This window comes from Streptomyces sp., assembly GCF_019510245.1.
Classification (GTDB): Bacteria; Actinomycetota; Actinomycetes; order Streptomycetales; family Streptomycetaceae; genus Streptomyces.
This window is the reverse complement of sequence record NZ_JAEKKT010000193.1, coordinates 31276-52418: the sequence shown is the minus strand read 5'-3', so window position 1 is coordinate 52418 and position 21143 is coordinate 31276. Positions and strand designations below refer to the sequence as shown.

Here is a 21143-nt window from a genome sequence, read left to right as displayed (position 1 = left end):
CGCCCCGCCCGGTTCGAGCAGCCGGCTGCCGTCACCCCGCCGTACCGCCTGCAGCGCGCTGGCGAAGTCCTTCGAGCGCCGCGTGCTCCCCTGCGGCGGCGACGAGCAACTGCACGGGCGCGAAGAACTCGGGCACCTGCGAACGCGGATCACGACGGTCGCACGCGTCGTCATCGTCGATCGGTACACCCGCGTACCCTCGCAGGTCACGGATGGCCTCACCGACGGCGTCCTTGACATCCGGTCCCTTGCACTCGATGACGACGAGAGGGACGCCGTTCACGAACAGCACGAGGTCGAGGACGATCTCCGCGCCGTCGAAGGTCCGCACGCGCAACTGGTTTACGACGAGGAAATCGTTCCTCTTAAGGATCTCGGCGTCGTCGAGACCTTCCAGATCCCAGTCGATGAGCTGGGCGTGCACGGTGGACCCGTGGTGGTGCTCCTCGTCACCGGTGACAGGCGTCCCCTTGATCAGCCGACTGGTCACCTCACCGTTGACCGCGACGAGCGAGGTGGTGGCCACGTTGCGGGCGGTACGGCGCAGGTCGTCGATGGCGGCATCGGCATCGGTGTCCGTCATCCAGGCCCCGCCCCCGCCGGGCAGCCGGTTGACGCGCTGCACGGCGGCCCGCAGCCGCTTCAGCAGAAGAAGGTCGCTGTACGCCCGCTCGTCACCGTCGGGGGCGGCCTTGCTGAGGTCGGGACCGTGGACGTGCCGCCACCCCATCGCCTTCAACTGGTCGATGACCGGCTGTTCCGTCTCGTCTCTCTCGGCCGTACCCCGCGTCATGGACTGCGTGCCCCTCCCCCGTGCGCCGCGCCACGTTGCGCTGCGCGCTGCTGATGGGCCAACGGTTGTGCGGCCGTCGACGGTTCCCATTCTGCGACGGGTGGGGTGCGCGTGACACGTCTCCGGGGGCGGCCGGGGGCTAGGGTGCCGGGACCGGTCAGGTTTTGGCCGGTTGTCGACGGTCGCGGGCGGCGACGGCGTCGCGTGCGAGGGCGACTGCGGTGTGACGGGGTACCGGTGGCCTGGGCTGGGGCGGTGCCACCGGGGCGGTGTGTACGGCGTCCCTACGACACCCTCGGCACAGGCCGCCGACGAAGGCCGCGGGGCGTCCGGGGACGCCGCAGTCGGTGCACTCTGGCATGAGGCGGCGGGGGCGGGGCAACGGGGAGGCGGGCAGGTCCTGTTCCGGAGCTGGGGCTGAGGCTGGGGGCAGCTTGTCGCGCAGGCGGCGGGCGACGAACCCACGCGGGGCGTGGACGGTGTCGGGCAGATCGGCAGTGAGGGTCTTAATCACGGAAACAGCGCTCGCACCTCGCTCCAGCCACGGGAGAACCAGGTCGGTGAGAGCGTCACAGTCGGCGGCGGAGAGGGCGAGCCGGGGTTCGACGGTGCCGAGTCGAGCGAGGGCGCGGTAGGCGGTGTCGGGGAGCGGGTCGCTGGAAAAGGTGGGCTGGTCAGGTGTGGAGTTGACGTGGTTCGTCGACTGATGGTCCAGGGCCGGTACTTCTCCCAGCCGGGCACTGATCTCCCGTTCCTCACCGTCCAGGAAGCGGGCCCACCAGGCGTCATCGCGAACGGTACGAGACCAGAAGGTGCGGAACACCCAGCGCGTACCGCCTTCGCTGGTTGCGGCGAGACCACGGACCCGGTGCAGGTGGCCCGCACGCGAGAGGGCGTTGAGGGCGGTACGCACGGCCTGCTGGCCGTAGAGGGGCACGGCCTTGGCGAGGCTCTTGACGTCCATGGCTGCGCCGTCGGGGAGGCGGTCGACGAAGCCTGCGATGTAGGCCTCGCGCTCGGGCAAGTGGGAGATGTCAGCGCCGGTACGGGTGGCTGTGCCGGGCTCGGCAGGGACGGTGCGTTTCCCGTACCCGGGGTTGGCCATGGGGTGTGCGGGGGTGGGCAGGGCGACGTTAGAGTTTTCGCAAGCCACGAGATCGTCCTTACCGATCTTGAGGTGAGACCCCGGCGGGTGCTGGTAACACCCGACCGGGGTTGTTTGTTGTCGCGAACGCTAGAGGGTGGCGACGGCGCGTCGCAAGCTGGTCACGAAAAGTCATGACGGCTGGCAGCGGGGCGGGTTGACCCCAGGGAGGGCGGGTGGTGGGTTCAACCCAACCACCCATTCCTCACAAACGGATCTCGACTCCCGAGCCTTGAGACTCGAAGCTCAAGCGCCGGTACGGGCGTGGGCGAGGAAGGCGCTCCAGGAGGCCTCGGTGACGGCGAAGCGGGGGCTTCGGGGGCCGAGCTTCGAGTCTCGGACGTGGATGGTGTGGGGGCAGGCGGCGACTTCGATGCAGGAAGCGTCCTCGAAGTCGCTATGGGTGGACTTCCGCCAGGCGAGGGCTACTTCGAGGCAGTTACCTCCTTCAGTGCCGCTGTAACTGGACTTGAACCACCGCAGGTCCCCGCTCATTGCTCCTCCGCCATCTTGCCGATGAATCGCGCGGACTCCGTAAGACCCAACGCCTGCCGAAGGATCATCGCATTGCGTTGCATAGCGATGCTGACCCGATCCGCGTCCGAGTACAGCACCCCTGTCGTCTGGCCTTCTTCGTATCCAAGGTGCTCGTGCTCCGGCGTCTCCAGCAAGACCAGCGGCCCATTGAGCCCCGAATGGGCACCGACAGTCGGCAGCACCTGCACGGTCACATTCCGTTGCTCAGCCACCGTCAGCAGGTGACGCAGTGGGCGCGTATGCGCTTCGGGGCCGCCGACCTTGTTCCGCAACGCAGCTTCGCCGATGACGAAGCTGAAAGACCGGGTCTGCCTCCCCAAAAGGTCCTGCCGCTTGAGTCGGGCCGACACCCGTTCTTCGACCGTTTCGTCGTCCAGGGGTGGCCAGTGAGCCTTGGGCAACGCACGGGCAGTCTCCTCCGTCTGGAGAAGTCCGGGAATGAGCAGCGGCTCGTACGAACTCAGCGCCATGGCCTCGGACTCGTACCGGATGAAGTCCTGCGATAACGTCGCGAGCGGCTCCGGCTTCAGATACTCCTGCGCGGCGACGAGCTTCCCGCCCGCCCCGCACACTTGGTCGGCGACTTGCAGCAACCGCAGTGTGGGCCGACGTCGGCCGTCCTCATGGACTTGACGTACTCGTAGTCGTACCCGGCCTCCTTGGCCAGCGCCTCCCGGCCGACACCGGCATCCGTGCGCCACATCTTGATCTGGCTGCCGCAATACCGCCAGGCGATCGGCGGCTGGGAGTTCACCTCGGTCGACACGCACACCTCCGCCGGGTCCACGCCGGGTACAACCACCTGCTGTACCCGCGCCGTTACTCGCGAGGCTACGCGTCAGCCGGGACCGTGATCTGGCCAAATACCGAAAGTGCGCCGCAAGGGATGAGGAGCACATGCAGTCCCCACACCCCTCACTGCCTACGACGACCGCCCCCAAGGACATCGAATGGCGCCTGCCGCGTCACGCCCGAAGCGTGGGCAGAGCACGCGAGTTGTTCCGCGAGCAGGCGGCCTCTTGGGGCTTGCCGCAGGAGCTGACCGACACGGCCGAACTCCTCCTGAGCGAGCTGATGACCAACGCATACCGCCACGCAAAGGTCCCGGCCGGCCGCGAGATCTGGGCCCGCTGCGTGGTCACGGACGACCGAGTCCGCGTGACGGTGACGGACGCGAGCGACACGCTCCCGACGCCGGGCACAGCTTCTGTGTACGCCGAGTCGGGTCGGGGCCTGGCATTGGTCGCGGCACTGGCGGATGACTGGGGTGCAGGCAGGAGGGGGAGCGGAATTGGAAAGGAGCTGTGGTTTGAGTTGACGCTCGGCACCGCCTAGCTCCTCCGCGTTACTGATCACATATGCGCCAAGTTCGTAAGGTTCCTCGATAGCAAATTGCCGACGATGCCCCGGCGAAGAGTTCGAAGCTTCTGCAGCTCTGACGTATCCGACTTTAGCCTGGCATCGAACGCCTCGACCGGGGCAACCATCCACCTCTGCGCTTCAATTGATGGAAGCGGAAGTCGAATTGCCGCAACAAGCGCCCCGTTCAAATTGGTCTGATTTGAACCCTGGCCGATCTTACGGATTTCTTCGTAGTGTCCCTCCAGCCAATAGCGCAGGTACCTGTAGTCAATCTTTTGCGGATCACACACGATGGCGGCAGCCGCCTGATTGACAGTCGCGGCGACCCCCAGGACTGCACTTCTTCCTCGCGTGACGCCTTCTCCATACATGGCTAGCAATACGCTCCCAGGCGGATATACTCGAAGACCCGTCTCCTCCACCGCCTTCGCCGTCACGCGCTCCGCTGTTTCATTAATTATGTCGAAGCAGATCTCCGCCGTCCTTACCCACGAAACAGTGCCTCCTGACCAATAGTCAGAACGGGAGCGGGACGGAGTGCTGCCAGAACCCACGACAGCAACGTCTGCGATAGTTACAATGGGTGCATTCCGATGCGCCAACAGAATGCGAGCAACTTCCTCACGAATCAAACGAGCTTTGGCGATAGCCGTTTCAATGGCACGCTCCTGCTGCCCGAACGCTTCGAGCACCTCGACAGTACGTCGCTGCTCCTCCAGTGGCGGGCATGGAACAGGCATCCGCTTGAGCTGCGTCGAGTTGATGCTCGCCAAATTCGTTGTCTGTTTGGCGATACTCAAGAAGTAGCGGCGCCCATTGTCTGATGCCAGATAAATGGCGAGGTACTCAGGGAGTAGTTTGGCCGGATTGCAGCGCACCCGGAACAGGTGATTCTGATGCAAACACGGAGAAATGCGCCCATCCCATACGGCGCCTCGTCCTACTTTGTCAAAGTCACCACCCTCAGTGATCAGCACATCCCCCTTGCGCACGGAATACCGCTGCACCTCTGACTGAAGAACCCGCACCATCTTCAAATCCGAGGTGTCAATGAAGCCATCCTGCACATTAGCCACACGGAGATACGGCAGTTCTACACTCACGGCCTCCGGGACGGTACGCCCCAGCGTGACACCGCCCGTCACCTCAGCAAGTTCAGACAGCGGTTTAGGCGGAAAATCGAGCTCAGCCGACATACCCCAGCTCCCTCAAAAACCCCTTCAAAGCCTCCGTAGCCGCAACCCGCCGCCCCTCGATCTCGCGCAGCGAAAGCCCGTACTTCTGCTCCCAGACCCGATACGACTCCGCCAACTCCCGCCGCCGCCGAACCACATGCCCGTCCAGCTTGTTTGAAAGGTCCGCGCGGAGGATGCCGAGCACCACGTCCCGCTCCCCGCCCCTCTCCGCCAGCTCCCGGCGAGCCTTTTTGAGACCCACCTTCGGCGACGGCTGAGCGACGTCGGTCTCAGCCTCTTCCTCGGCGGCAACCGGCAACTCCAGCTCAAGCAGCGCCCCTTGAACGGCCGCCGCCTCCTCCGCCGCAACCGCCCGCTTGCCCTTACCAGCGCCCCCCGCAGCCGCCCCCTTCTTCTTCGCGGCCTTCTCCCGCTCCGCGTCCCGTTTCCTCCGGATCGCCGCCACCGGCCAGAACCCGTCCTCCAGGTCCTCGACCAGCCGCTTCGCATCCGTACGGCGCTTGAGCAGGTCACGCATCTCCGTCTTGCTCAGCACCGCCTCCGCCAGCGCGGGATCAATGCCACCGCCCCCACCCGAACCGGACTCAGAATCGGAATCGGCGTCGGAGTCGTCGCCGTCCAGCATCGCCTGGCGTGCCTCCGCCAGCGCGGCCTCCGCCTCCTGCGCCGCCTTCACCTTGGCGTCCAGCTCGGCGTGCGTACGCTCCGCCGCCGCGAGGTCCTCCAGGAACTTCGGCGCGATCGCGGCGACGACCTTGTGGTCGTAGGCCTGCCGCCGCTCCGCCGCCGTACGCTCCCGTCGGCCGCCCGTGCGCGGGTCCGGTTCGGGGGCCAGCATCGTCTCGACCGTCTCCACCCAGCCGTCGACCACGCCCGCGAAGCCGTTCACCGACAACGCCTTCAGCTCGTTCTTCGCATCGTGCCACCAGCCGGCCACCGCGCCCGCGAGGGCATACCGGTCAAGGAGGCCGACTCCCAGCAGGCGTTCCCCGAAGCTGCCGATCAGGTCCTTCCGCAAGCGGGCCAGTTGCGCTTTGCGTTCCTGCTCGGTGCGGTCGTCGCCGGACGCCGGTTCAAGTGCCGCGATCTGGTCCGTCTCTGCCGTCCACCACACGTCGAAAGCGTCCCACAGCTTCTGCTCCCGACCGCTCGCCAGCTCCGTGAGACGCGCGGCGTCGGGACGGCGTTCCGGCGGTGGGAAGTCGACATACGCAGGGTCCTCGGACCGTACGTCGAACAGGTCCGACACCTTGATGTCGTAGGCGTCCAGAAGTTCCTTCTTGGCCTCCACCTCCGCGACCGGAACGCCACCCACCAGGTGCGCCCGGACGTCCTGCGGTTCCGGCGGCGGGGTGTTGTCGACGTAGCGGCGGATGTTGAAGTTGAAGTCGTTGTCGGCCAGTTCGTCACGCGTGACTGCGCAGGCGAAGCCGGGGACGTCCGCGAAGATCTCGTCGTCCTGCCAGGAGTGGAACGTCGAGACGATCTTCTCGATGTGCTCGGGGAGCAGGATGTTCTGTGCCCGCTCGGCGTGGAACTCGCGGTCGGCGTTGATGAACAGGACCTTGCCGCGACGATCCGGGCGACGGCGGCTCGGCGGGCGCAGCACGAGCACGCAGGCGGGGATTCCGGTGCCGTAGAACAGATTCGGCGCGAGGCCGATGACGGCCTCAATGAGGTCGTGCTCCATGAGGAGCCTCGCGCGGATCTTCTGCTCGTCGCCGCCACGGAAGAGCACACCGTGCGGCATGACGGTGAAGACCGCACCGGAACGGCGTTTCACCATGTCCAGCATGTGCTGGAGGAACATCAGGTCCGCCTTGCCGCGCTCGGACGTCTCGCCGTACGGCATGCGTTCCTGCAGGCGCGGGATCTCGTCCTTCTTGTAGTCCATCGAGAAGGGCGGGTTGCTGAGGACGAGGTCGAAGCCGCCCTCGGGGTGCAGCGGGGCGGTCAGGGTGTCGCCGGTACGCAGGGAGAACTTCTTCGCGCCGTGGAACAGCATGTTCATCGTGGCCATGACCCAGGAGCCGCTGTTCGCGTCCTGGCCGGCCAGGCCGAGGTTGCGGGAGTCGCCACCGTGCTCGTCCACGTACTCCATGGCGTGGATGAGCATGCCACCGGAGCCCACACACGGGTCGTACACCCGCATGTCGCCGTGCGGGCGGGCCAGTTCCACCATCATGCGGACGACGGCGCGGGGGGTGTAGAACTCGCCGCCCTTGCTGCCCGCCGAGTCCGCGAAGTCCTTGATCAGGTACTCGTAGGCGGCACCGATCATGTCGGGGAACTCGAAGTCCTCGCCGCGCAGCCGGATGCCACCGAAGTGGTCGATGAGAGAGGCGAGGCGCTTGTCGGCAAGTTCGGCGGCGGACTTGCGGGCGCTGCCGCCGCCTCCGATGCGGTTGAAGTTGACGTGGGCGAACAGGCCGCGCAGCTCGCTGTTGCCGGGCTGTCGTTCGAGCTCGTCCAGGGCAGGCTGGAGGTACTCAGTGGCCACGTTGTCGACGGCGCCGGCCAGCCGGTCCCACCGGGCCTCCACCGGGACGAAGATCGCGCCATGTGCGTCATACCACTCGTACGACTCGGCCTCCTCCTCCGCCTCCTCCTGGCTGTCCCCCTCCGCCAGACGCTCCTTGATGATCGCCTCGCGAGCCGCCTCGAACTCGTCGTTGACCCGCTTGAGGAACAGCAGCACGAAGATGAAGTCGCGGTACTCGGCGGCGTCCATGGTGCCGCGCAGGATGTCGGCCGCCGCGAAGAGATGGCGTTCCAACTGCGCGAGCGTGAGCTTGGCCACGTACGGCTCTCCCCTGGTGACTGGTGATCGGCTTCCGGCGGCAACGTGGGGTTGCGACGCGAGGGTGCAACCGAAGCCTACGGTCTTCCGGGAGCCTTCTTCACCGTGCGCGTGAAGTGACCGAACGTGACCGCGTGCGGAGCGTCGTCAGTAGTCGGAGACGTCCATGCCGTCCTCGACGAATCTCCAGACGTCGGTGTACGGATCCCAGCTGTTCTGGTCGGTGCGCCCGGCGTGGCGGCTCGCGAAACCCTCGGCGTATCGCCGCGCGGTCTTGTACCGGCCGCTGAGCTGGCCGGGCATGACGTGCTTGGCCTGCTCCTCGGAGACCGAGCGGATCGTGGGGCCGTAGGTCTGCGCGAATCCCGGCTGCTGCTTGAGCCGGTTCGCCGCGCTGTCGCACACGCCGCCGAAGTCACTGGTGTAGTTCTGGTAGTGCAGCAGACGCCAGAGTTCGAAGCAGGGGTGCGAATAGGCGACGTGCAGCCCTTCCCTCCTGGCGTCGGCGAACGCCGTGGGGATGTCCTTGTGCTGGTCACGGTCGAACAGGCACCACACCTGTGGCCAGTTCCAGTGGTCCGGTTCGAGCCCAGCCTTCTCAGCCGCACGCCGAACCTCGCGCCACTTGGTGCTCGCGTCCTCGACCAGCGGGAGCGGCTTGCGGCGCTTGGTCGGCGCGGCACGGTTCTCGACCTTGCAGACGATCTCGCGTCCGGGCTCCTTGCGGGTGCCGTTCTCCGTCACGAAGGTGATGAAGCCCGGCTCCGTCACCGCACCCTCGGTGAACACGTATACCTCGCGCCGCAGCTTCCGCTGCCGCTTGGCGCGCGCCGGATTGTCCCGCCCCCTGTCCCTCGCCATCAGGAACGCTCTGCCTCCCCTGCCAGTGCCGTGAGCACCTTGCGTCCGATCTGTCCCTGGTCGACGTTCGGTACGGCTCCGTATGCGCCGGCCAGGTATGAGTCCTCCAGGTCCGCCTCGGACGTGGGGTCGAAGTCGCTCAGCGGGTACAGCTCCGTCGCTCCCCGCTTGTCCTTCTCCGTCAGCCAAATCTGCCCTGGTTCGAGCAGGCGGCCCCCGCGCGGGCTCTTCAAAAGGGACGCGTCATGGGAGGTGAAGAGCAACTGCGCGTTTTTCGTGTTGGACCAGGGTGCCTGAAACAGCCGGACCACCTCGGAGGCGAACTTCGGGTGCAGGCTCGCGTCCAGTTCGTCGACGAGGAGTACAGCACCACTGTCAAGGGCCAACAGCAGCGGGCCGATCAGAGCGAACCAGGAACGGGTGCCGTAGGACTCCTTCGCCCAGTCCAGGGCCACCGCACTGTCGCGGTCGCTTCCGTGCAGCAGCCGGACGACAGGGGCTCTGCCACCCGGCCGGCGTTCCACCTCGGCGCCCTGAATGCCCAGGTCCGCCACTCGCAGCAGCTCCCGGACCCGTTCGCTCTTCTCGGCGTCGAAAAGTTGCTCGGCCGTGTAGTTCTCGCGGTCTCTCAGTTCGGTCTCGGGGGTGATGTCCCAGAGATTCGACCGGAACCAGTCGTAGATACGGGACAACTGTGGGTGGTTGTCGCTCGCCGCACGGCTGAGGAGGAGGGCGTTGTTGCGTGTGGTGCGTGCCAGTCGCGCACGGTCATGAACACGCTCTCCCGGGAAGTCGTACACACTGGCCCGCGTCGCATCCCGATCCAGCCACACCTGCCGACGCCCCTTGGGGTAGGCGTGCAACCACTCCGCTTCGACGCGCCGATCCCCCAGTTCGAATCCGTAGGTCCAGCGCACACCGTCGTCCAGAACGAAGTCGGCTTCGTAGAAAGTGCTCTGTCTCTCGGACTCGGCGTCGAGCGCGAAGGGTTCACGCTCGGGGATACCGGTGTACGACGTCCATGGTCCGTAGGAGTCCAGCACCGCGCTTTTCATCTTCTTCAACGCGGTGATGACATTGGACTTGCCGGAGGCGTTGGCTCCGAAGACACCGAGAACGGGATAGACGTCCAGTTGCTTGCCATCGGAGAGCCGGACCGCCCGCGCGGCGTCGGATTCCTCATCGGGCGGAACCGTGAAGGACAGCTCCTGCTCATCGCGCAGTGACCGTACGTTCGCCGTACGGAAACGCAGCAGCATGTGAGCCCTCCTCCCGTCGGGCACAGCGTATCGGTGTGATCGTCGGTACGCCTACGGGATCGTCAGACCAGGCGGCGTGCCGTCGCCCAGCGGGTGAGCTCGTGCCGGTTCGACAGCTGCAGCTTCCGCAGCACCGCCGACACGTGGGACTCGACCGTCTTCACGGAGATGAACAGCTGCTTGGCGATCTCCTTGTAGGCGTAGCCGCGGGCGATGAGGCGCAGGACCTCGCGCTCACGCTGGGTGAGGCGGTCGAGGTCCTCGTCGACCGGCGGGGCGTCGGTGGAGGCGAAGGCGTCCAGGACGAACCCGGCGAGCCGCGGCGAGAAGACGGCGTCGCCCTCCTGGACCCGGAAGATCGAGTCGACCAGGTCCGTGCCGGTGATCGTCTTGGTGACGTAGCCCCGGGCGCCGCCCCGGATCACGCCGATCACGTCCTCGGCCGCGTCGGACACGGACAGCGCGAGGAAACGCACCGGCTGCTCGGCGTCCGCCGTCAACGGTGCGCACCGGCGCAGCACCTCGACCCCGCCGCCGCCCGGCAGGTGCACGTCCAGGAGGACCACCTCGGGCCGGGTCGCGGTGATCACCGAGACCGCCTGGTCGACGTCGGCTGCCTCGCCGACCACCTCGACGCCGGTCTGCTCGGTCTGGCCGATCTCGGCCTGGACGCCCGTCCGGAACATCCGGTGGTCGTCGACGAGGACCACCCGCACCCGACGCCCGGCCTTCTCCGCGCCTTCCGCCGGGCCGTTCGCCTCGGTCGCGTCGCTCATGACGTCTTCTCCGCCCTCTCCATCTCCAGCTCGACCTCCGTGCCGCCGCCCGGCACGGACCGCAGCCGTGCGGTGCCCCCGTGACGTTCCATGCGGCCGATGACCGATTCTCTGACACCCATCCGGTCGGCGGGTATCGAGTCGAGGTCGAAGCCGGGACCGCGGTCGCGGACGGACACGAAGACCGTCCTGCCCTCGACTTCGGCGTAGACCTGGACGGCGCCGCCCTCGCCACCGTACTTGGCCGCGTTGACCATCGCCTCGCGCGCGGCCTGCATCTGCGCGCCCGTCCGCTCGTCGAGCGGGCAGTCCCCGACCACGACGACCTCGATGGGGACGCCGTGCTTGTCCTCCACCTCGGCCGCGTTGCGCCGGACGGCGTCGGCGAGGGTGGCGGGTTCGTCGGCCTCGTCCTTGCCGGTGCCCTCGGGTTTGTAGAGCCAGGTTCGCAGGTCGCGCTCCTGGGCGCGGGCGAGGCGGCGCACCTCCCCCGCGTTCTCCGCGTTGCGCTGGATCAGGGTGAGGGTGTGCAGCACGGAGTCGTGGACGTGGGCGGCGACCTCGGCGCGCTCCTGGGCCCGGATGCGCATCAGCCGCTCCTCGGAGAGGTCCTGGGTCATCCGGACCAGATACGGACCGGCGAGCAGCGTGATGCCGACGAGCACGGCGAGGGCCGCCTGGAGCACCGCGCCGAGGTGCGCGGCGGAGCCCTGCATGACGAAGACGCCCGAGACGCCCGCGGTGACGAGCAGGACGCCGACGCCCGCGCGCAGCAGGCTGAGCGTACGGCGCCGGCTGCCGACCTCGACCCAGCGGGCCCGGCGGGCGTTGTCCGCCTGCCGCCAGACCAGGGCGACACCGGCGGCGACCAGGACCGCGGGAAGGAGATAGGCCTTGGCGCCCCTGGTCAGGTTGACACTGCCCACGAACACCATGGACACGACGACCATGAGGAGCAGGGCGACGATCTGGCCCTTGTCGGGCTTGCGGGCGACGAGTCTGCGGCGGCCGTCCGCCGAGGTCTCGGTGGCGACCAGGGACGGCGGCTTCTGCCCGCCGACCCCGCCGACGCCGAGCGGCACGAAGAACCAGAACGCGGCGTACAGCAGCGCGCCGAGGCCGTTGGCCATGAACAGGCCGACGAAGACGAGCCGCACCCAGACGACGGGCAGGCCCAGATGCCCGGCGAGGCCCCGCGCCACTCCGCCGAGCCAGCGGCCGTCGCTGCTGCGGTAGAGCTTGCGCGGCGGCCGCGGGTCGTCGAGGGGCACTGCTGCGGCTTCCGGCATGCCATCGATGTTCACACGCCCGCAGGTGCGGAGCATCAGGGTCGACCCCCGAGACTCCCCTGATCTTCGGATTTCCTCCGGTTCCGGGCCCCGCGGCACCGTTCGAACGCTTCCCGGTCCGGCCTCGGGGCCGATTTCAGGGTTCGGCCAGGGTCATCCCGACTGCCGCTGCGGCCGCACGGCCGTCACCATTGACTCATGACTGATCACGAGCACGCCGCGACGGGTCCGGGACCCGGCCCCGGCCCGCGGCCCGCTGCGGGCACCGGGCCGTCGGATGCCGCGCCCGCCGCGGCGGGGACGGCCGCGGCGGGGGCCGGTGCCGCCGGCACCGGCGCGGACGCCGTCGGCGCGGCCTCCCCCCGGTTCCGGCGCGACCGCCGGCACAAGATGATCGCGGGCGTGTGCGCGGGGCTCGGCCGCCACACCGACCTGGACCCGGTGATCTTCCGCATCACCTTGGCCGTGCTGGCCGCGACCGGCGGGATCGGTCTCCTCTTCTACGGCTTCGCCTGGCTCTTCGTGCCGTACGAGGACGACGAGGAGAACGAGGTCCGCAAGCTGCTGACCGGCCGGGTCGACGGGCAGGCCCTGGCGGCCGTGCTGTTCGCACTGGTCGGCTGCGGAGTGCTGCTGACGATGATCAGGAACGGCCAGGTGCTGGCGTTCGCCGTCGTCCTCTCCCTGCTGCTGGCCGGCGCCGGGTACTGGTCGCGGCAGCGCGGCGCCCCCGACCCCGACCCGCTGTCCGCCCAGGCCGTCGCCGACGCCCCGCCGGAGGCCCAGGCACCGCCGATCCCGATCTCCTACCCCTCGTGGTGGCGGGACCCGATCGTCAAGGACGGCACGCACGTCGGGGGCACCGGCTACCTGTGGGGCCCGGCCGACGTCCGCGGACGGGAGGCCCCCGGGCTCGACTTCCGCCTGAGCACCCCGTGGGTCCACGGCCAGGACGCGCGGACCCGGCAGAGCCCGCCTCCGAAGCCGCGCGGACCGCGCTGGATCGGCGGCTGGATCTTCCTGTTCGCTCTCGTGGCGGGCAGTCTGGGCACGGGTCTGACATGGGACACGCACCCGCTGGGCACCAGCCTCCAGGCCGGTCTGGCCTGCGCGCTGATCGTGTTCGGGCTGGGGACGGCGCTCAGTTCGTTCCTCGGGCGCACCGGGGCCGGCTCGCTGTTTCTTGCCCTGCTCACGGCGGCCCTGCTCGCGGTCGCGACGGCCCTCCCGTCCGACATCAGCACCCACTGGACACGGGCCTCCTGGACACCCACCACCGCGGCGGAGGTGTCGCCCGCGTACGACCTCGGGACGGGCGTGGCCACCCTGGACCTGACGCACATACGCGTCGCCCAGGGGCGGACGGTGTCGACGTCGGCCGAGGTGGGCGCGGGCCAGTTGAAGATCGTCGTACCGGCGGACGTGACCGTGCGGATGAGCATCGACGTGGGGGTGGGCGACATCCGGCTGCCCGGTGACGACAAGAAGGACGTGGACGTGGAACCGGGCCGGCACAAGGACGTGACGCTGCCGCCGGCGAGCGGCGCGAAGAACGCGGGGACGCTCGACCTGGACCTCCAGGTCGGCGCGGGACAGGTGGAGGTGACCCGTGCTGCGGCATGAGTTCCAGCCGGGACGGCTGGTCGTCGGTGTCTTCCTGACGGCAGCGGGGATCGCCTACGCCGGTGACGCGGGCGGCTGGTGGGACACCGAGTGGTTCGCGGTCATCCCCGTGACGGTGGTCGGCCTCTTCCTCGCCGGGGTGACCGCGGCGCTGACCCGGGCGATACGCAGGCGCCGCGGCACACCGGAGAGGTAGAAGCCGTTCAGGAGCCCGCTAGAGGCCCAGCGAAGCCCGTGCGGAGCGGTGTCGGCGCCGGGCGCGGAGCATCGCGTCCAGGGAGAGGTAGGGCGCGCCGGCGAGCACCAGGGGCAGCCAGGCCATCAGGTAGGCGAGGTCGTTGCCGTAGTAGTACGGGGAGTTGGCCCAGCTTACGGTCAGCCAGAGGCTGAGCGAGATCAGGGCGCCGCCGAGCGCGGCCAGCCGGGCCAGCAGACCGAAGAGGGTGCCGAGGCCGACGGCCAGCTCGCCGATGGCGATCGCGGTGCCGAAGCCGACAGGGTTCTTCAGGGCCAGGTCGACCAGGGCCGGGATCGCGGCGGAGTCACGGACGGCACGCATGGTGTCGCCGATGGACCCGGAGCCGCCGGATTTGAGGAAGGCGCTGTCGGTCAGTTTGTCCAGGCCGGCGTAGATGAAGGTGACGCCCAGGAAGATCCGCAAGGGAAGGAGGGCGTATCGGGTGGCAGTGTCCCGCAGTCCGCGGTCGCCGTCGAGGTACGGAGTGTGCGTGTCCGAACGAATGCCGTGAGTCATCGCCAGTAGCCGCCTCTCGCCGCAGTACCCGGGCCCCTCAACAGACCATACGTACGACAGCCACGGCCCGCTCAACCCTCTCCCGGACGTTTTTCCGAATTTCGGCCGGACTGAGACACCCGGGAGAGTGGAGAAAGGCGGGCAGGGAGGGCCGGGTGCGGGACCCGGCCGGTTCGGGCTCCGCCCCTGGCCGGACCGGCTCCTCAGTCCGTCACCTCGACCACGCACCGGTTGGTCGCCACTCCGGCCGCCGTCACCACCTGGACCTCGACGGAGCCGGGCTCCACGTCGGCAGGGACGGGGACGGTGAGGACGTGGTCCGTGGGGTTGCTGAACCCGCCGGTGACCGGGACCAGGGGGACGTGGACGTTGACGGCGCCGATGCGGACCACCATGCGGGAGAGGCGGTCTGCGGTCTGGGCGCCGGGCGGGACGAAGCCGGTGCCGCGGATCTCGATGTCGTCGCCGGTGCGGATCGGGGCGTCCAGGTCACCGGCCTCGCGGGCGCGGACGACGGAGAGGATCACCGGGCGGCCGCCCTCGGCGTACTTGCCGGCCAGGTACGTCGCGGCGGAGATCAGGACCACCGTCGCGAGGCCCCAGGGCAGGTCGGGGAGCTGGTCGGGGCGGCGGGCGAGCCGTACGGCGGCGAAGAGCAGGGCGACGGCGCTGATGACGACGTACTGGATGTCGGCAAAGGTGCCGCGGCCGGAGTCGTCGGTGAGCAGGTCGGCGGCGCGGGGGCGGTGGGCGCGCACCTTCTGCAGGCGCTGGCCGGCGATGCGCAGGCCGACCACCCGGCGGACCAGGACGGCGATGCCGCAGACCACGGCGAGGACCGTGACCGCACCGGCGCCCCGGGCAAGGTCGAGGCCGGAGACGAGGGCGTCGCGGTCGGCGGGAGAGGAGGCGGCCGCCAGGCGGCCGGCCAGCACGAGGACGGCGTAGGCGACGAAGAGGACCCAGGAGGCGGCGACGGTGCGGGAGGTGGACATGCGGTTGTCCTCGCCGATGACGGGGGCGAGCACCCCGCCGCGCGAGCGGTGGAACCAGGAGGCGGCGGTGAGGGCGAGCGCCACGAGCAGGGCGGCGAGCAGCCCGGCGGTGCGGGCGCTGGTCCAGCCCGCACCGATGGCGGTGAGCGCCTGGATGAGAAGCATGATCACGACGACGGCCCAGACGGTGCACGCGGTGCGCAGCCACAGGCGGGCCAGCCAGGCCTGGCCCTCGGCGCGGCCGCGTTCGGCGACCACCTCGGCGGACTGGGTGAGTTCCTCGGAGACCCACTGGCGGGAGGCGGAGGCCGAGTGGGCCACCGCCGCGGGCAGCCCCTGCCCCGACGCGAACTCCTCCCGCTTGAGAAGGAATTCGGCGACCGCCCGCCGGTGTCCCTCGCGTGCCCCGTGCGGACAGTCCCCGCACGCGCAGCCGCCCCCGTGGACACCCGAACGGGCGCCCTGCCCCGCCTCCTGCACCGCCACGCCCGACGCCCGCCTTCCCCACGCCCGGGGCGCGACGCGCAGGGCCCTCCCCGGGGCCGGACGCCGTCGCGCAACTCCCTTGTGTCGAGTGCGAATTGTGCCCTACCCCACGCCGTTCGCGTTCAGTGGGCCGGTCGCGGCGGGTGAAGGTACGGCAGCCGTGTTGACCCGGCTGCGAGAATTTCCCCATGGCCGAGATCATCCAGCGGGACGGGACCTGGGCCTTCGACGGCAGCACGGTCCGGATCACGCCGGGACGCCACCGCTCCGTGCCGCTGTTCCGGCAGACCTACGGGGAGATCGCCGTACCCCTGGAGGCGGTGGCGGGGGTGGTGTACGCGCCGGAGCGCAGGCGGGGGCGGCTGAGGATGCGGCTGCGCGAGGGGGCCGACCCGTTGCTGCAGGCGACGGGCGGGCGACTGCCGGAGGCCGCGGATCCGTACCGGCTGACGGTGGACGGGGACCGGTCGGGGGTGGCCGAGTACGTGGTGGCGGAGATCCGGCAGTCGCTGCTGCTGGACCAGGTCCCGAAGGAGCCGGCGCGGACGTATCTGCTGCCGGGGCCGCCGGTGCCGGTGTCGGTGCGCTCCTCGGACGGCATTGTGTCGTTCGACGGTACGCAGGTGCGCATCGACTGGGCCGACACCTCCGACCGGGTCAAGCGGGCCACCGGGCCCCGGATCATCGGCGTCGGCGACCTGGTGCAGGTGGAGTGGCTGCCCAACTCCGGCCACGAGGACGGCTTCCTGCGGTTCGTGACCCGGGAGACGGTGTTCTCGAAGCGGCCGGCCGAGCGCGACCCCTACGCCCTCGACCTGTGGGGCAGTGTCCGCCGCGACCTGCTGACGGCGCTGGTCGCGGCGGCGGTCACGGCCCGGCTGCCGCATCCCTCGACCCGGCCGGGCGCGGAGTGCGCCGACCGGGACCGGCCCCCGCCGGCCGTGCCGCGCCAGGCGGCCGACCACCACGACGTCCTGCTGCGCAGACTGCGGGAACTGGGCGAACTGCACCGGGACGGGGTCCTCACGGACGAGGAGTTCACCCTGACCAAGGCAGCCGTCCTGCGGAGCTTCTGAGCCGCGGGCTGGTCGGCACCCTGAAGGCAGCTGGGCGCCGGGCAGCACCCTGAAGGCAGCTGAGGGCCGGGCAGCACCTCGAAGGGCGCTGTGGGCCGGGTGGCGCGCCCCGAAGGGGCGCTGGGGGTCCCCCCGGCCGAAGGCTGGGGGGAGGAACTGCGCGACCAGCCACGACGGCGCCGCAGACGGCAGACACCAGATCGCGGCGCTTCCAGCGGAGCGTCTAGCTCAGCAGGTCCGGTTCGCTGCGGCTGATGTCCTGCCACAGCGGCTGGTAGTTGATCCAGGCCACCAGGTCGCCGCCGAGCTGTTCCCGGGTGGCGACGGCGAGCTTGTGGTCGATGAGCAGGGGCCGCCCCGCCGCCTTCGCGGTCAGCTGGACCTGCGCGGACTTCTCCATGGACAGGAACCACCAGGCCGCCGCGTCCACCGAGTCGCCGACGGTCAGCAGCCCGTGGTTGCGCAGCACCAGCGCCTTGCGGGAGCCGAGCGCGGCGGCGATCCGGCGGCCCTCCTCGGCGTCGACGGCGACGCCGGTGTAGGCGTCGTAGAGGGCGTGGTCCTCGTAGAAGGCGCAGCTCTCCTGGCTGATCGGGTCGAGCAGGTCGCCGAGGGCGGACAGGGCACGGCCGTGCACGGAGTGGCAGTGGGCGACGGCGACGACGTCCGGGCGGGCCGCGTGCACCTGGGCGTGGACGGTGAAGGCGGCCTGGTTGACGTGGTAGCGGCCCTCGATCACCTGGCCGTCCTGGTTGGCCAGGACGAGGTCGCCGACGGTGACGTGCTTGAACGACATGCCGAACGGATTGACCCAGAAGCAGTTCGAGTACTCGGGGTCGCGGGCGGTGATGTGCCCGGACACCCCGTCCTCCAGTCCGGCCCGGCCGAAGATCCGCAGCGCTCCGGCGAGCCGCTCCTTGCGGTGCCGGCGCTCGTCGTCGAGCGAGTCGTACATCGGCGGCATCGCGAACTGGAGCTGATCGGTGGGCAGCGGCAGGGGCGGAGTCGGCCCGTGCATAGGTCCTCCAGCACTGGGTTTGTGTTACGGGCGGAAGTTACCGCCGGTCAGCGCAGGAAAACAGAGCTGTTCTGTAAAGATGACGCACGCGAGCAGATCGCGACAGAAGATGTCGGGAATCGACAGCCGGGTGACGCGTACGACACACGTCGAAGAGGTGGCACCGCCGCAACGGCACCACCTCTTCTCAGGACCTCTTCTCAGGGCCGCTTCTCAGCGGCCGCTTCTCGGGGCCTACTCCCACTCGATGGTGCCCGGCGGCTTCGAGGTGACGTCGAGGACGACCCGGTTGACGTCCCGGACCTCGTTGGTGATCCGGGTGGAGATCTTCGCGAGGACCTCGTACGGCAGGCGCGACCAGTCGGCCGTCATGGCGTCCTCGGAGGAGACCGGGCGCAGCACGATCGGGTGGCCGTAGGTGCGGCCGTCGCCCTGGACGCCGACGCTGCGGACGTCCGCGAGCAGGACCACCGGGCACTGCCAGATGTCGCGGTCGAGGCCGGCCGCGGTCAGCTCCTCGCGGGCGATCGCGTCGGCCTCGCGGAGCAGGTCGAGCCGCTCCTTGGTGACCTCGCCGACGATCCGGATGCCGAGGCCCGGACCCGGGAACGGCTGGCGCTGGACGATCTCCTCCGGCAGGCCGAGCTCCTGGCCGACCATGCGGACCTCGTCCTTGAAGAGCTTGCGGAGCGGCTCGACCAGCTTGAACTCGAGGTCTTCCGGCAGGCCGCCGACGTTGTGGTGGGACTTGATGTTCGCGGTACCGGTGCCACCGCCGGACTCCACCACGTCCGGGTAGAGGGTGCCCTGGACCAGGAACTCCACGGCCGGGCCGGCGTCGGCGATGATCTCGGCCTGGGCCTGCTCGAAGACCCGGATGAACTCGCGGCCGATGATCTTCCGCTTCTGCTCCGGGTCGGAGACGCCGGCGAGGGCGTCCAGGAAGCGGGCCTCGGCGTCGACGACCTTCAGCTGGACGCCGGTCGCGGCGACGAAGTCCTTCTCGACCTGCTCGGTCTCACCCTTGCGCATCAGGCCGTGGTCGACGTACACGCAGGTCAGCTGGGAGCCGATGGCCTTCTGGACGAGGGCGGCGGCCACGGCGGAGTCGACGCCGCCGGACAGGCCGCAGATGGCGCGCTTGTCGCCGACCAGCTCGCGGATGGCGGCGACCTGCTCGTCGATGACGTTCCCGGTGGTCCAGGTCGGCTTGAGGCCCGCGCCGCGGTACAGGAAGTGCTCCAGGACCTGCTGGCCGTGCGTGGAGTGCATGACCTCGGGGTGGTACTGGACGCCGTAGAGCTTCCGCTCGTCGTTCTCGAAGGCCGCGACCGGGACGACGTCCGTGGAGGCGGTGACGGTGAAGCCCTCGGGGGCGGCGGAGCAGGCGTCGCCGTGCGACATCCACACGTGCTGCTCGCCGGGGGTGCCCTCGAACAGGGTCGAGGCCGTCTTGGAGACGTGCAGGTCGGTACGGCCGTACTCGCGGGCACCGGTGTTGTCGACGGTGCCGCCGAGGACCTGTGCCATCAGCTGGAAGCCGTAGCACATGCCGAAGACCGGGACGCCGGCCTCGAAGAGCTCGCGGTCCAGGCGGGGGGCGCCCTCCTCGTACACGGACGAGGGGCCGCCGGAGAGGATGATCGCCGCCGGGTTCCTGGCGAGCATCTCGGCGACCGGCATGGTGCTGGGCACGATCTCGCTGTAGACCCGGGCCTCGCGGACGCGGCGGGCGATGAGCTGGGCGTACTGCGCGCCGAAGTCGACGACCAGGACGGTGTCGGGAGCGGCGGCAGCGGGAGTCGCTGATGACACGGGGTGCCTTCCGGCGGTCGGGCGGGGGTCTGTGTTCACCGATTCTAACGGGGTGGGCGCGGGACACCTCGCCGTACTCCTGTGGCATACTCCCCCCATGCTCACCCAGACGACCTTCCTCTTTACCTATGGCAACCGGCCCACCGGCTGCCATGGTCGTGCTGCTTGAGCAACTGACAAGCGACTTCCCAGGCGCCCCGGGCCGACAAGGTCCGGGGCGCCTGGTGTTTTCTCCGGATCGGTCGCTCCGGGGCACCGCACCCTTCCGGCAAGGACAGACGAGGAGCCCCCATGAACGCGATCGACGTGACCGGTGCCCGTACCCACGAGGCCGCCGAGGTGATCACCGGTGCGCGGGAGCGCATCGACGCGCTCGACGACCGGATCATCGGCCTGATCCAGGAACGGATGGCCGTCTCCGCCGTCGTCCAGGAGGCCCGGATCGCCTCCGGCGGCCGCCGGGTGAACCTCTCCCGGGAGATGGAGGTCCTCGGCCACTACAGCGCGGCGCTCGGCAGGCCCGGCACGGCGCTGGCCATGACCCTCCTGGAGCTGTGCCGGGGTCGCATCTGAGTCGGGCGGATCTGAGTTCGGGGCTCTTCTCACCCGTACGGCGCGTGACCGGCCCGCGGGCCGCTTCGTTGGAGGAGTGTCCGTGTCAGCCAGGGGCGGGCCCGAAAGAACCACGCGTGGCTTCGCTGGGGCGATGAGGCGTACGGGACGTACCGTGCGCCGTGGGACCTCGCTCCAGTCAAGTGACCGGACGGCAGGGGACAGCAGCCCGGTCACCCAAGAGACGGTCGGCTCCGGGGACGCCCGGGGCCGACCGGCGGAAAATGCAAAAATGCACAAGGGCTGGGTCAAACGGTTGCGGAGGCCGCGTACATCCAGCACGATGCGTAGCAGGCCCCCAAGGCCTTCGGAGTTCCCAAGTCCCGCTTCAGGCAACGCAATTGCCGTGCACCGACCGTCCGCCAAAGGTCGAGACCTGCCGTACGCCCCGTGCGCGCCGGGGCGCCGACCCGGGGCTCGGACGGCGGTACAGGGCACAGCGACCAGCGGCGCAACCCCCCGGCGCCGCTCCCAGGCACCGACGCTGCCCTGACGTCGGTGCTGACGAAAGAAGGGCCCCGCGGCTCCGTCCCGCGGGGCCCTTCGCCTGCGCCCGGCAACAGACGCGGAAGGACAGCACACCTAGGTCCTGCTGACCGTGCCGCAGGCCTCCTCCTTGGTGATGTCGCGGCTGCGGTCGTAGGGGTCGACGGACGGGCCGGTCGGGGCGGCGCCGCCGGTCGCGGCCTGGGACGGGAACCGCGGGTGCAGGTAGCCGTCGTCGATGCCGCAGGTCGAGTTGCCGGC

General features: G+C 69.4%; 20 protein-coding genes. 5 read left to right on the top strand and 15 right to left on the bottom strand.

Annotation, left to right across the window (positions count from 1 at the left end; genetic code table 11):
- Positions 1–31: 31 nt before the first annotated feature.
- The 5 genes from JF597_RS39105 to JF597_RS55775 form a co-directional block, all read right to left on the bottom strand.
- Positions 32–793, bottom strand: a complete 762-nt coding sequence (locus tag JF597_RS39105) for a type I restriction endonuclease (protein ID WP_294008081.1) — start codon at positions 791–793, stop codon at positions 32–34.
- Between the two features lie 157 nt (positions 794–950).
- Positions 951–1817: a hypothetical protein gene (locus tag JF597_RS39100; protein WP_294008080.1), complete on the bottom strand. Its 867-nt coding sequence runs from the start codon at positions 1815–1817 to the stop codon at positions 951–953.
- Between the two features lie 366 nt (positions 1818–2183).
- Positions 2184–2432, bottom strand: coding sequence for a DUF397 domain-containing protein (locus JF597_RS39095; RefSeq protein ID WP_294008078.1), 249 nt, complete (start codon positions 2430–2432; stop codon positions 2184–2186).
- Positions 2429–3067: a DUF5753 domain-containing protein gene (locus JF597_RS39090; protein WP_366916505.1), complete on the bottom strand. Its 639-nt coding sequence runs from the start codon at positions 3065–3067 to the stop codon at positions 2429–2431. Before JF597_RS39090 ends, JF597_RS39095 begins: the two co-directional genes overlap by 4 nt.
- Positions 3001–3240 carry a hypothetical protein gene (locus JF597_RS55775; RefSeq protein ID WP_366916504.1) on the bottom strand — a complete coding sequence of 80 codons (240 nt, stop codon included), beginning with the start codon at positions 3238–3240 and terminating at the stop codon, positions 3001–3003. The genes JF597_RS39090 and JF597_RS55775 overlap by 67 nt, the downstream gene beginning before the upstream one ends.
- 131 nt (positions 3241–3371) lie before the next feature.
- On the opposite strand from JF597_RS55775, the gene JF597_RS39085 reads away from it, so the two are divergent.
- Positions 3372–3809, top strand: a complete 438-nt coding sequence (locus tag JF597_RS39085) for an ATP-binding protein (protein WP_366916503.1) — start codon at positions 3372–3374, stop codon at positions 3807–3809.
- 17 nt (positions 3810–3826) lie between these two features.
- On the opposite strand, the gene JF597_RS39080 is transcribed toward JF597_RS39085, so the two are convergent.
- The 6 genes from JF597_RS39080 to JF597_RS39055 all read right to left on the bottom strand — a co-directional run bounded on the left by JF597_RS39080 (position 3827) and on the right by JF597_RS39055 (position 12017).
- Positions 3827–5032 carry a restriction endonuclease subunit S gene (locus JF597_RS39080; RefSeq protein ID WP_294008075.1) on the bottom strand — a complete coding sequence of 402 codons (1206 nt, stop codon included), beginning with the start codon at positions 5030–5032 and terminating at the stop codon, positions 3827–3829.
- The gene (locus JF597_RS39075; protein WP_294008073.1) at positions 5022–7832 is read right to left on the bottom strand and encodes a class I SAM-dependent DNA methyltransferase; all 2811 of its coding nucleotides are present in this window, start codon (positions 7830–7832) and stop codon (positions 5022–5024) included. The genes JF597_RS39080 and JF597_RS39075 overlap by 11 nt, the downstream gene beginning before the upstream one ends.
- Before the next feature lie 147 nt (positions 7833–7979).
- Positions 7980–8693 carry an RloB family protein gene (locus JF597_RS39070; RefSeq protein ID WP_294008071.1) on the bottom strand — a complete coding sequence of 238 codons (714 nt, stop codon included), beginning with the start codon at positions 8691–8693 and terminating at the stop codon, positions 7980–7982.
- Positions 8693–9952, bottom strand: a complete 1260-nt coding sequence (locus JF597_RS39065; RefSeq protein ID WP_294008069.1) for an ATP-binding protein — start codon at positions 9950–9952, stop codon at positions 8693–8695. Before JF597_RS39065 ends, JF597_RS39070 begins: the two co-directional genes overlap by 1 nt.
- A 62-nt stretch (positions 9953–10014) precedes the next feature.
- The gene (locus JF597_RS39060) at positions 10015–10728 is read right to left on the bottom strand and encodes a response regulator transcription factor (protein ID WP_294008067.1); all 714 of its coding nucleotides are present in this window, start codon (positions 10726–10728) and stop codon (positions 10015–10017) included.
- Positions 10725–12017: an ATP-binding protein gene (locus JF597_RS39055; RefSeq protein ID WP_294008065.1), complete on the bottom strand. Its 1293-nt coding sequence runs from the start codon at positions 12015–12017 to the stop codon at positions 10725–10727. The genes JF597_RS39060 and JF597_RS39055 overlap by 4 nt, the downstream gene beginning before the upstream one ends.
- Before the next feature lie 198 nt (positions 12018–12215).
- Between JF597_RS39055 and JF597_RS39050 the strand changes: the two genes are divergently transcribed.
- Both JF597_RS39050 and JF597_RS39045 read left to right on the top strand, forming a co-directional pair.
- Entirely contained in the window at positions 12216–13640 is a 1425-nt protein-coding gene (locus tag JF597_RS39050) for a PspC domain-containing protein (RefSeq protein WP_294008063.1), read from the top strand.
- Positions 13627–13836, top strand: coding sequence for a hypothetical protein (locus JF597_RS39045; protein WP_294008061.1), 210 nt, complete (start codon positions 13627–13629; stop codon positions 13834–13836). Before JF597_RS39050 ends, JF597_RS39045 begins: the two co-directional genes overlap by 14 nt.
- A gap of 18 nt (positions 13837–13854) precedes the next feature.
- Here JF597_RS39045 and JF597_RS39040 read toward each other — a convergent pair whose 3' ends face one another.
- Together JF597_RS39040 and JF597_RS39035 are read right to left on the bottom strand one after the other, a co-directional pair.
- Positions 13855–14394, bottom strand: a complete 540-nt coding sequence (locus JF597_RS39040) for a DoxX family protein (RefSeq protein WP_294008059.1) — start codon at positions 14392–14394, stop codon at positions 13855–13857.
- Positions 14395–14597: 203 nt separating this feature from the next.
- Positions 14598–15875 carry a hypothetical protein gene (locus JF597_RS39035; protein WP_294008057.1) on the bottom strand — a complete coding sequence of 426 codons (1278 nt, stop codon included), beginning with the start codon at positions 15873–15875 and terminating at the stop codon, positions 14598–14600.
- A 188-nt stretch (positions 15876–16063) separates the two neighbouring features.
- Here JF597_RS39035 and JF597_RS39030 point away from each other — a divergent pair, with 188 nt between their 5' ends.
- Positions 16064–16951 carry a DUF4429 domain-containing protein gene (locus tag JF597_RS39030; protein WP_294008055.1) on the top strand — a complete coding sequence of 296 codons (888 nt, stop codon included), beginning with the start codon at positions 16064–16066 and terminating at the stop codon, positions 16949–16951.
- A 223-nt stretch (positions 16952–17174) separates the two neighbouring features.
- Here the strand turns inward: JF597_RS39030 and JF597_RS39025 are convergent, their stop codons facing one another.
- Complete coding sequence (locus JF597_RS39025) at positions 17175–17969, bottom strand: class II aldolase/adducin family protein (protein ID WP_294008053.1); 795 nt, start codon at positions 17967–17969, stop codon at positions 17175–17177.
- Positions 17970–18203: 234 nt separating this feature from the next.
- Positions 18204–19784: a glutamine-hydrolyzing GMP synthase gene (gene guaA, locus JF597_RS39020; RefSeq protein WP_294008051.1), complete on the bottom strand. Its 1581-nt coding sequence runs from the start codon at positions 19782–19784 to the stop codon at positions 18204–18206.
- Between the two features lie 291 nt (positions 19785–20075).
- Between guaA and JF597_RS39015 the strand changes: the two genes are divergently transcribed.
- Positions 20076–20357: a chorismate mutase gene (locus tag JF597_RS39015; protein WP_294008049.1), complete on the top strand. Its 282-nt coding sequence runs from the start codon at positions 20076–20078 to the stop codon at positions 20355–20357.
- Positions 20358–21143: the final 786 nt, after the last annotated feature.

Excerpts from the sequence above, each read along its gene's own strand:
- JF597_RS39105 (WP_294008081.1), bottom strand. The coding sequence starts at position 793 with ATGACGCGGGGTACGGCCGAGAGAGACGAGACGGAACAGCCGGTCATC.
- JF597_RS39095 (WP_294008078.1), bottom strand. The coding sequence starts at position 2,432 with ATGAGCGGGGACCTGCGGTGGTTCAAGTCCAGTTACAGCGGCACTGAA.
- JF597_RS39085 (WP_366916503.1), top strand. The coding sequence starts at position 3,372 with ATGCAGTCCCCACACCCCTCACTGCCTACGACGACCGCCCCCAAGGAC.
- JF597_RS39080 (WP_294008075.1), bottom strand. The coding sequence starts at position 5,032 with ATGTCGGCTGAGCTCGATTTTCCGCCTAAACCGCTGTCTGAACTTGCT.
- JF597_RS39070 (WP_294008071.1), bottom strand. The coding sequence starts at position 8,693 with ATGGCGAGGGACAGGGGGCGGGACAATCCGGCGCGCGCCAAGCGGCAG.
- JF597_RS39065 (WP_294008069.1), bottom strand. The coding sequence starts at position 9,952 with ATGCTGCTGCGTTTCCGTACGGCGAACGTACGGTCACTGCGCGATGAG.
- JF597_RS39060 (WP_294008067.1), bottom strand. The coding sequence starts at position 10,728 with ATGAGCGACGCGACCGAGGCGAACGGCCCGGCGGAAGGCGCGGAGAAG.
- JF597_RS39055 (WP_294008065.1), bottom strand. The coding sequence starts at position 12,017 with ATGCCGGAAGCCGCAGCAGTGCCCCTCGACGACCCGCGGCCGCCGCGC.
- JF597_RS39050 (WP_294008063.1), top strand. The coding sequence starts at position 12,216 with ATGACTGATCACGAGCACGCCGCGACGGGTCCGGGACCCGGCCCCGGC.
- JF597_RS39040 (WP_294008059.1), bottom strand. The coding sequence starts at position 14,394 with ATGACTCACGGCATTCGTTCGGACACGCACACTCCGTACCTCGACGGC.
- JF597_RS39030 (WP_294008055.1), top strand. The coding sequence starts at position 16,064 with ATGGCCGAGATCATCCAGCGGGACGGGACCTGGGCCTTCGACGGCAGC.
- JF597_RS39025 (WP_294008053.1), bottom strand. The coding sequence starts at position 17,969 with ATGCACGGGCCGACTCCGCCCCTGCCGCTGCCCACCGATCAGCTCCAG.
- JF597_RS39015 (WP_294008049.1), top strand. The coding sequence starts at position 20,076 with ATGAACGCGATCGACGTGACCGGTGCCCGTACCCACGAGGCCGCCGAG.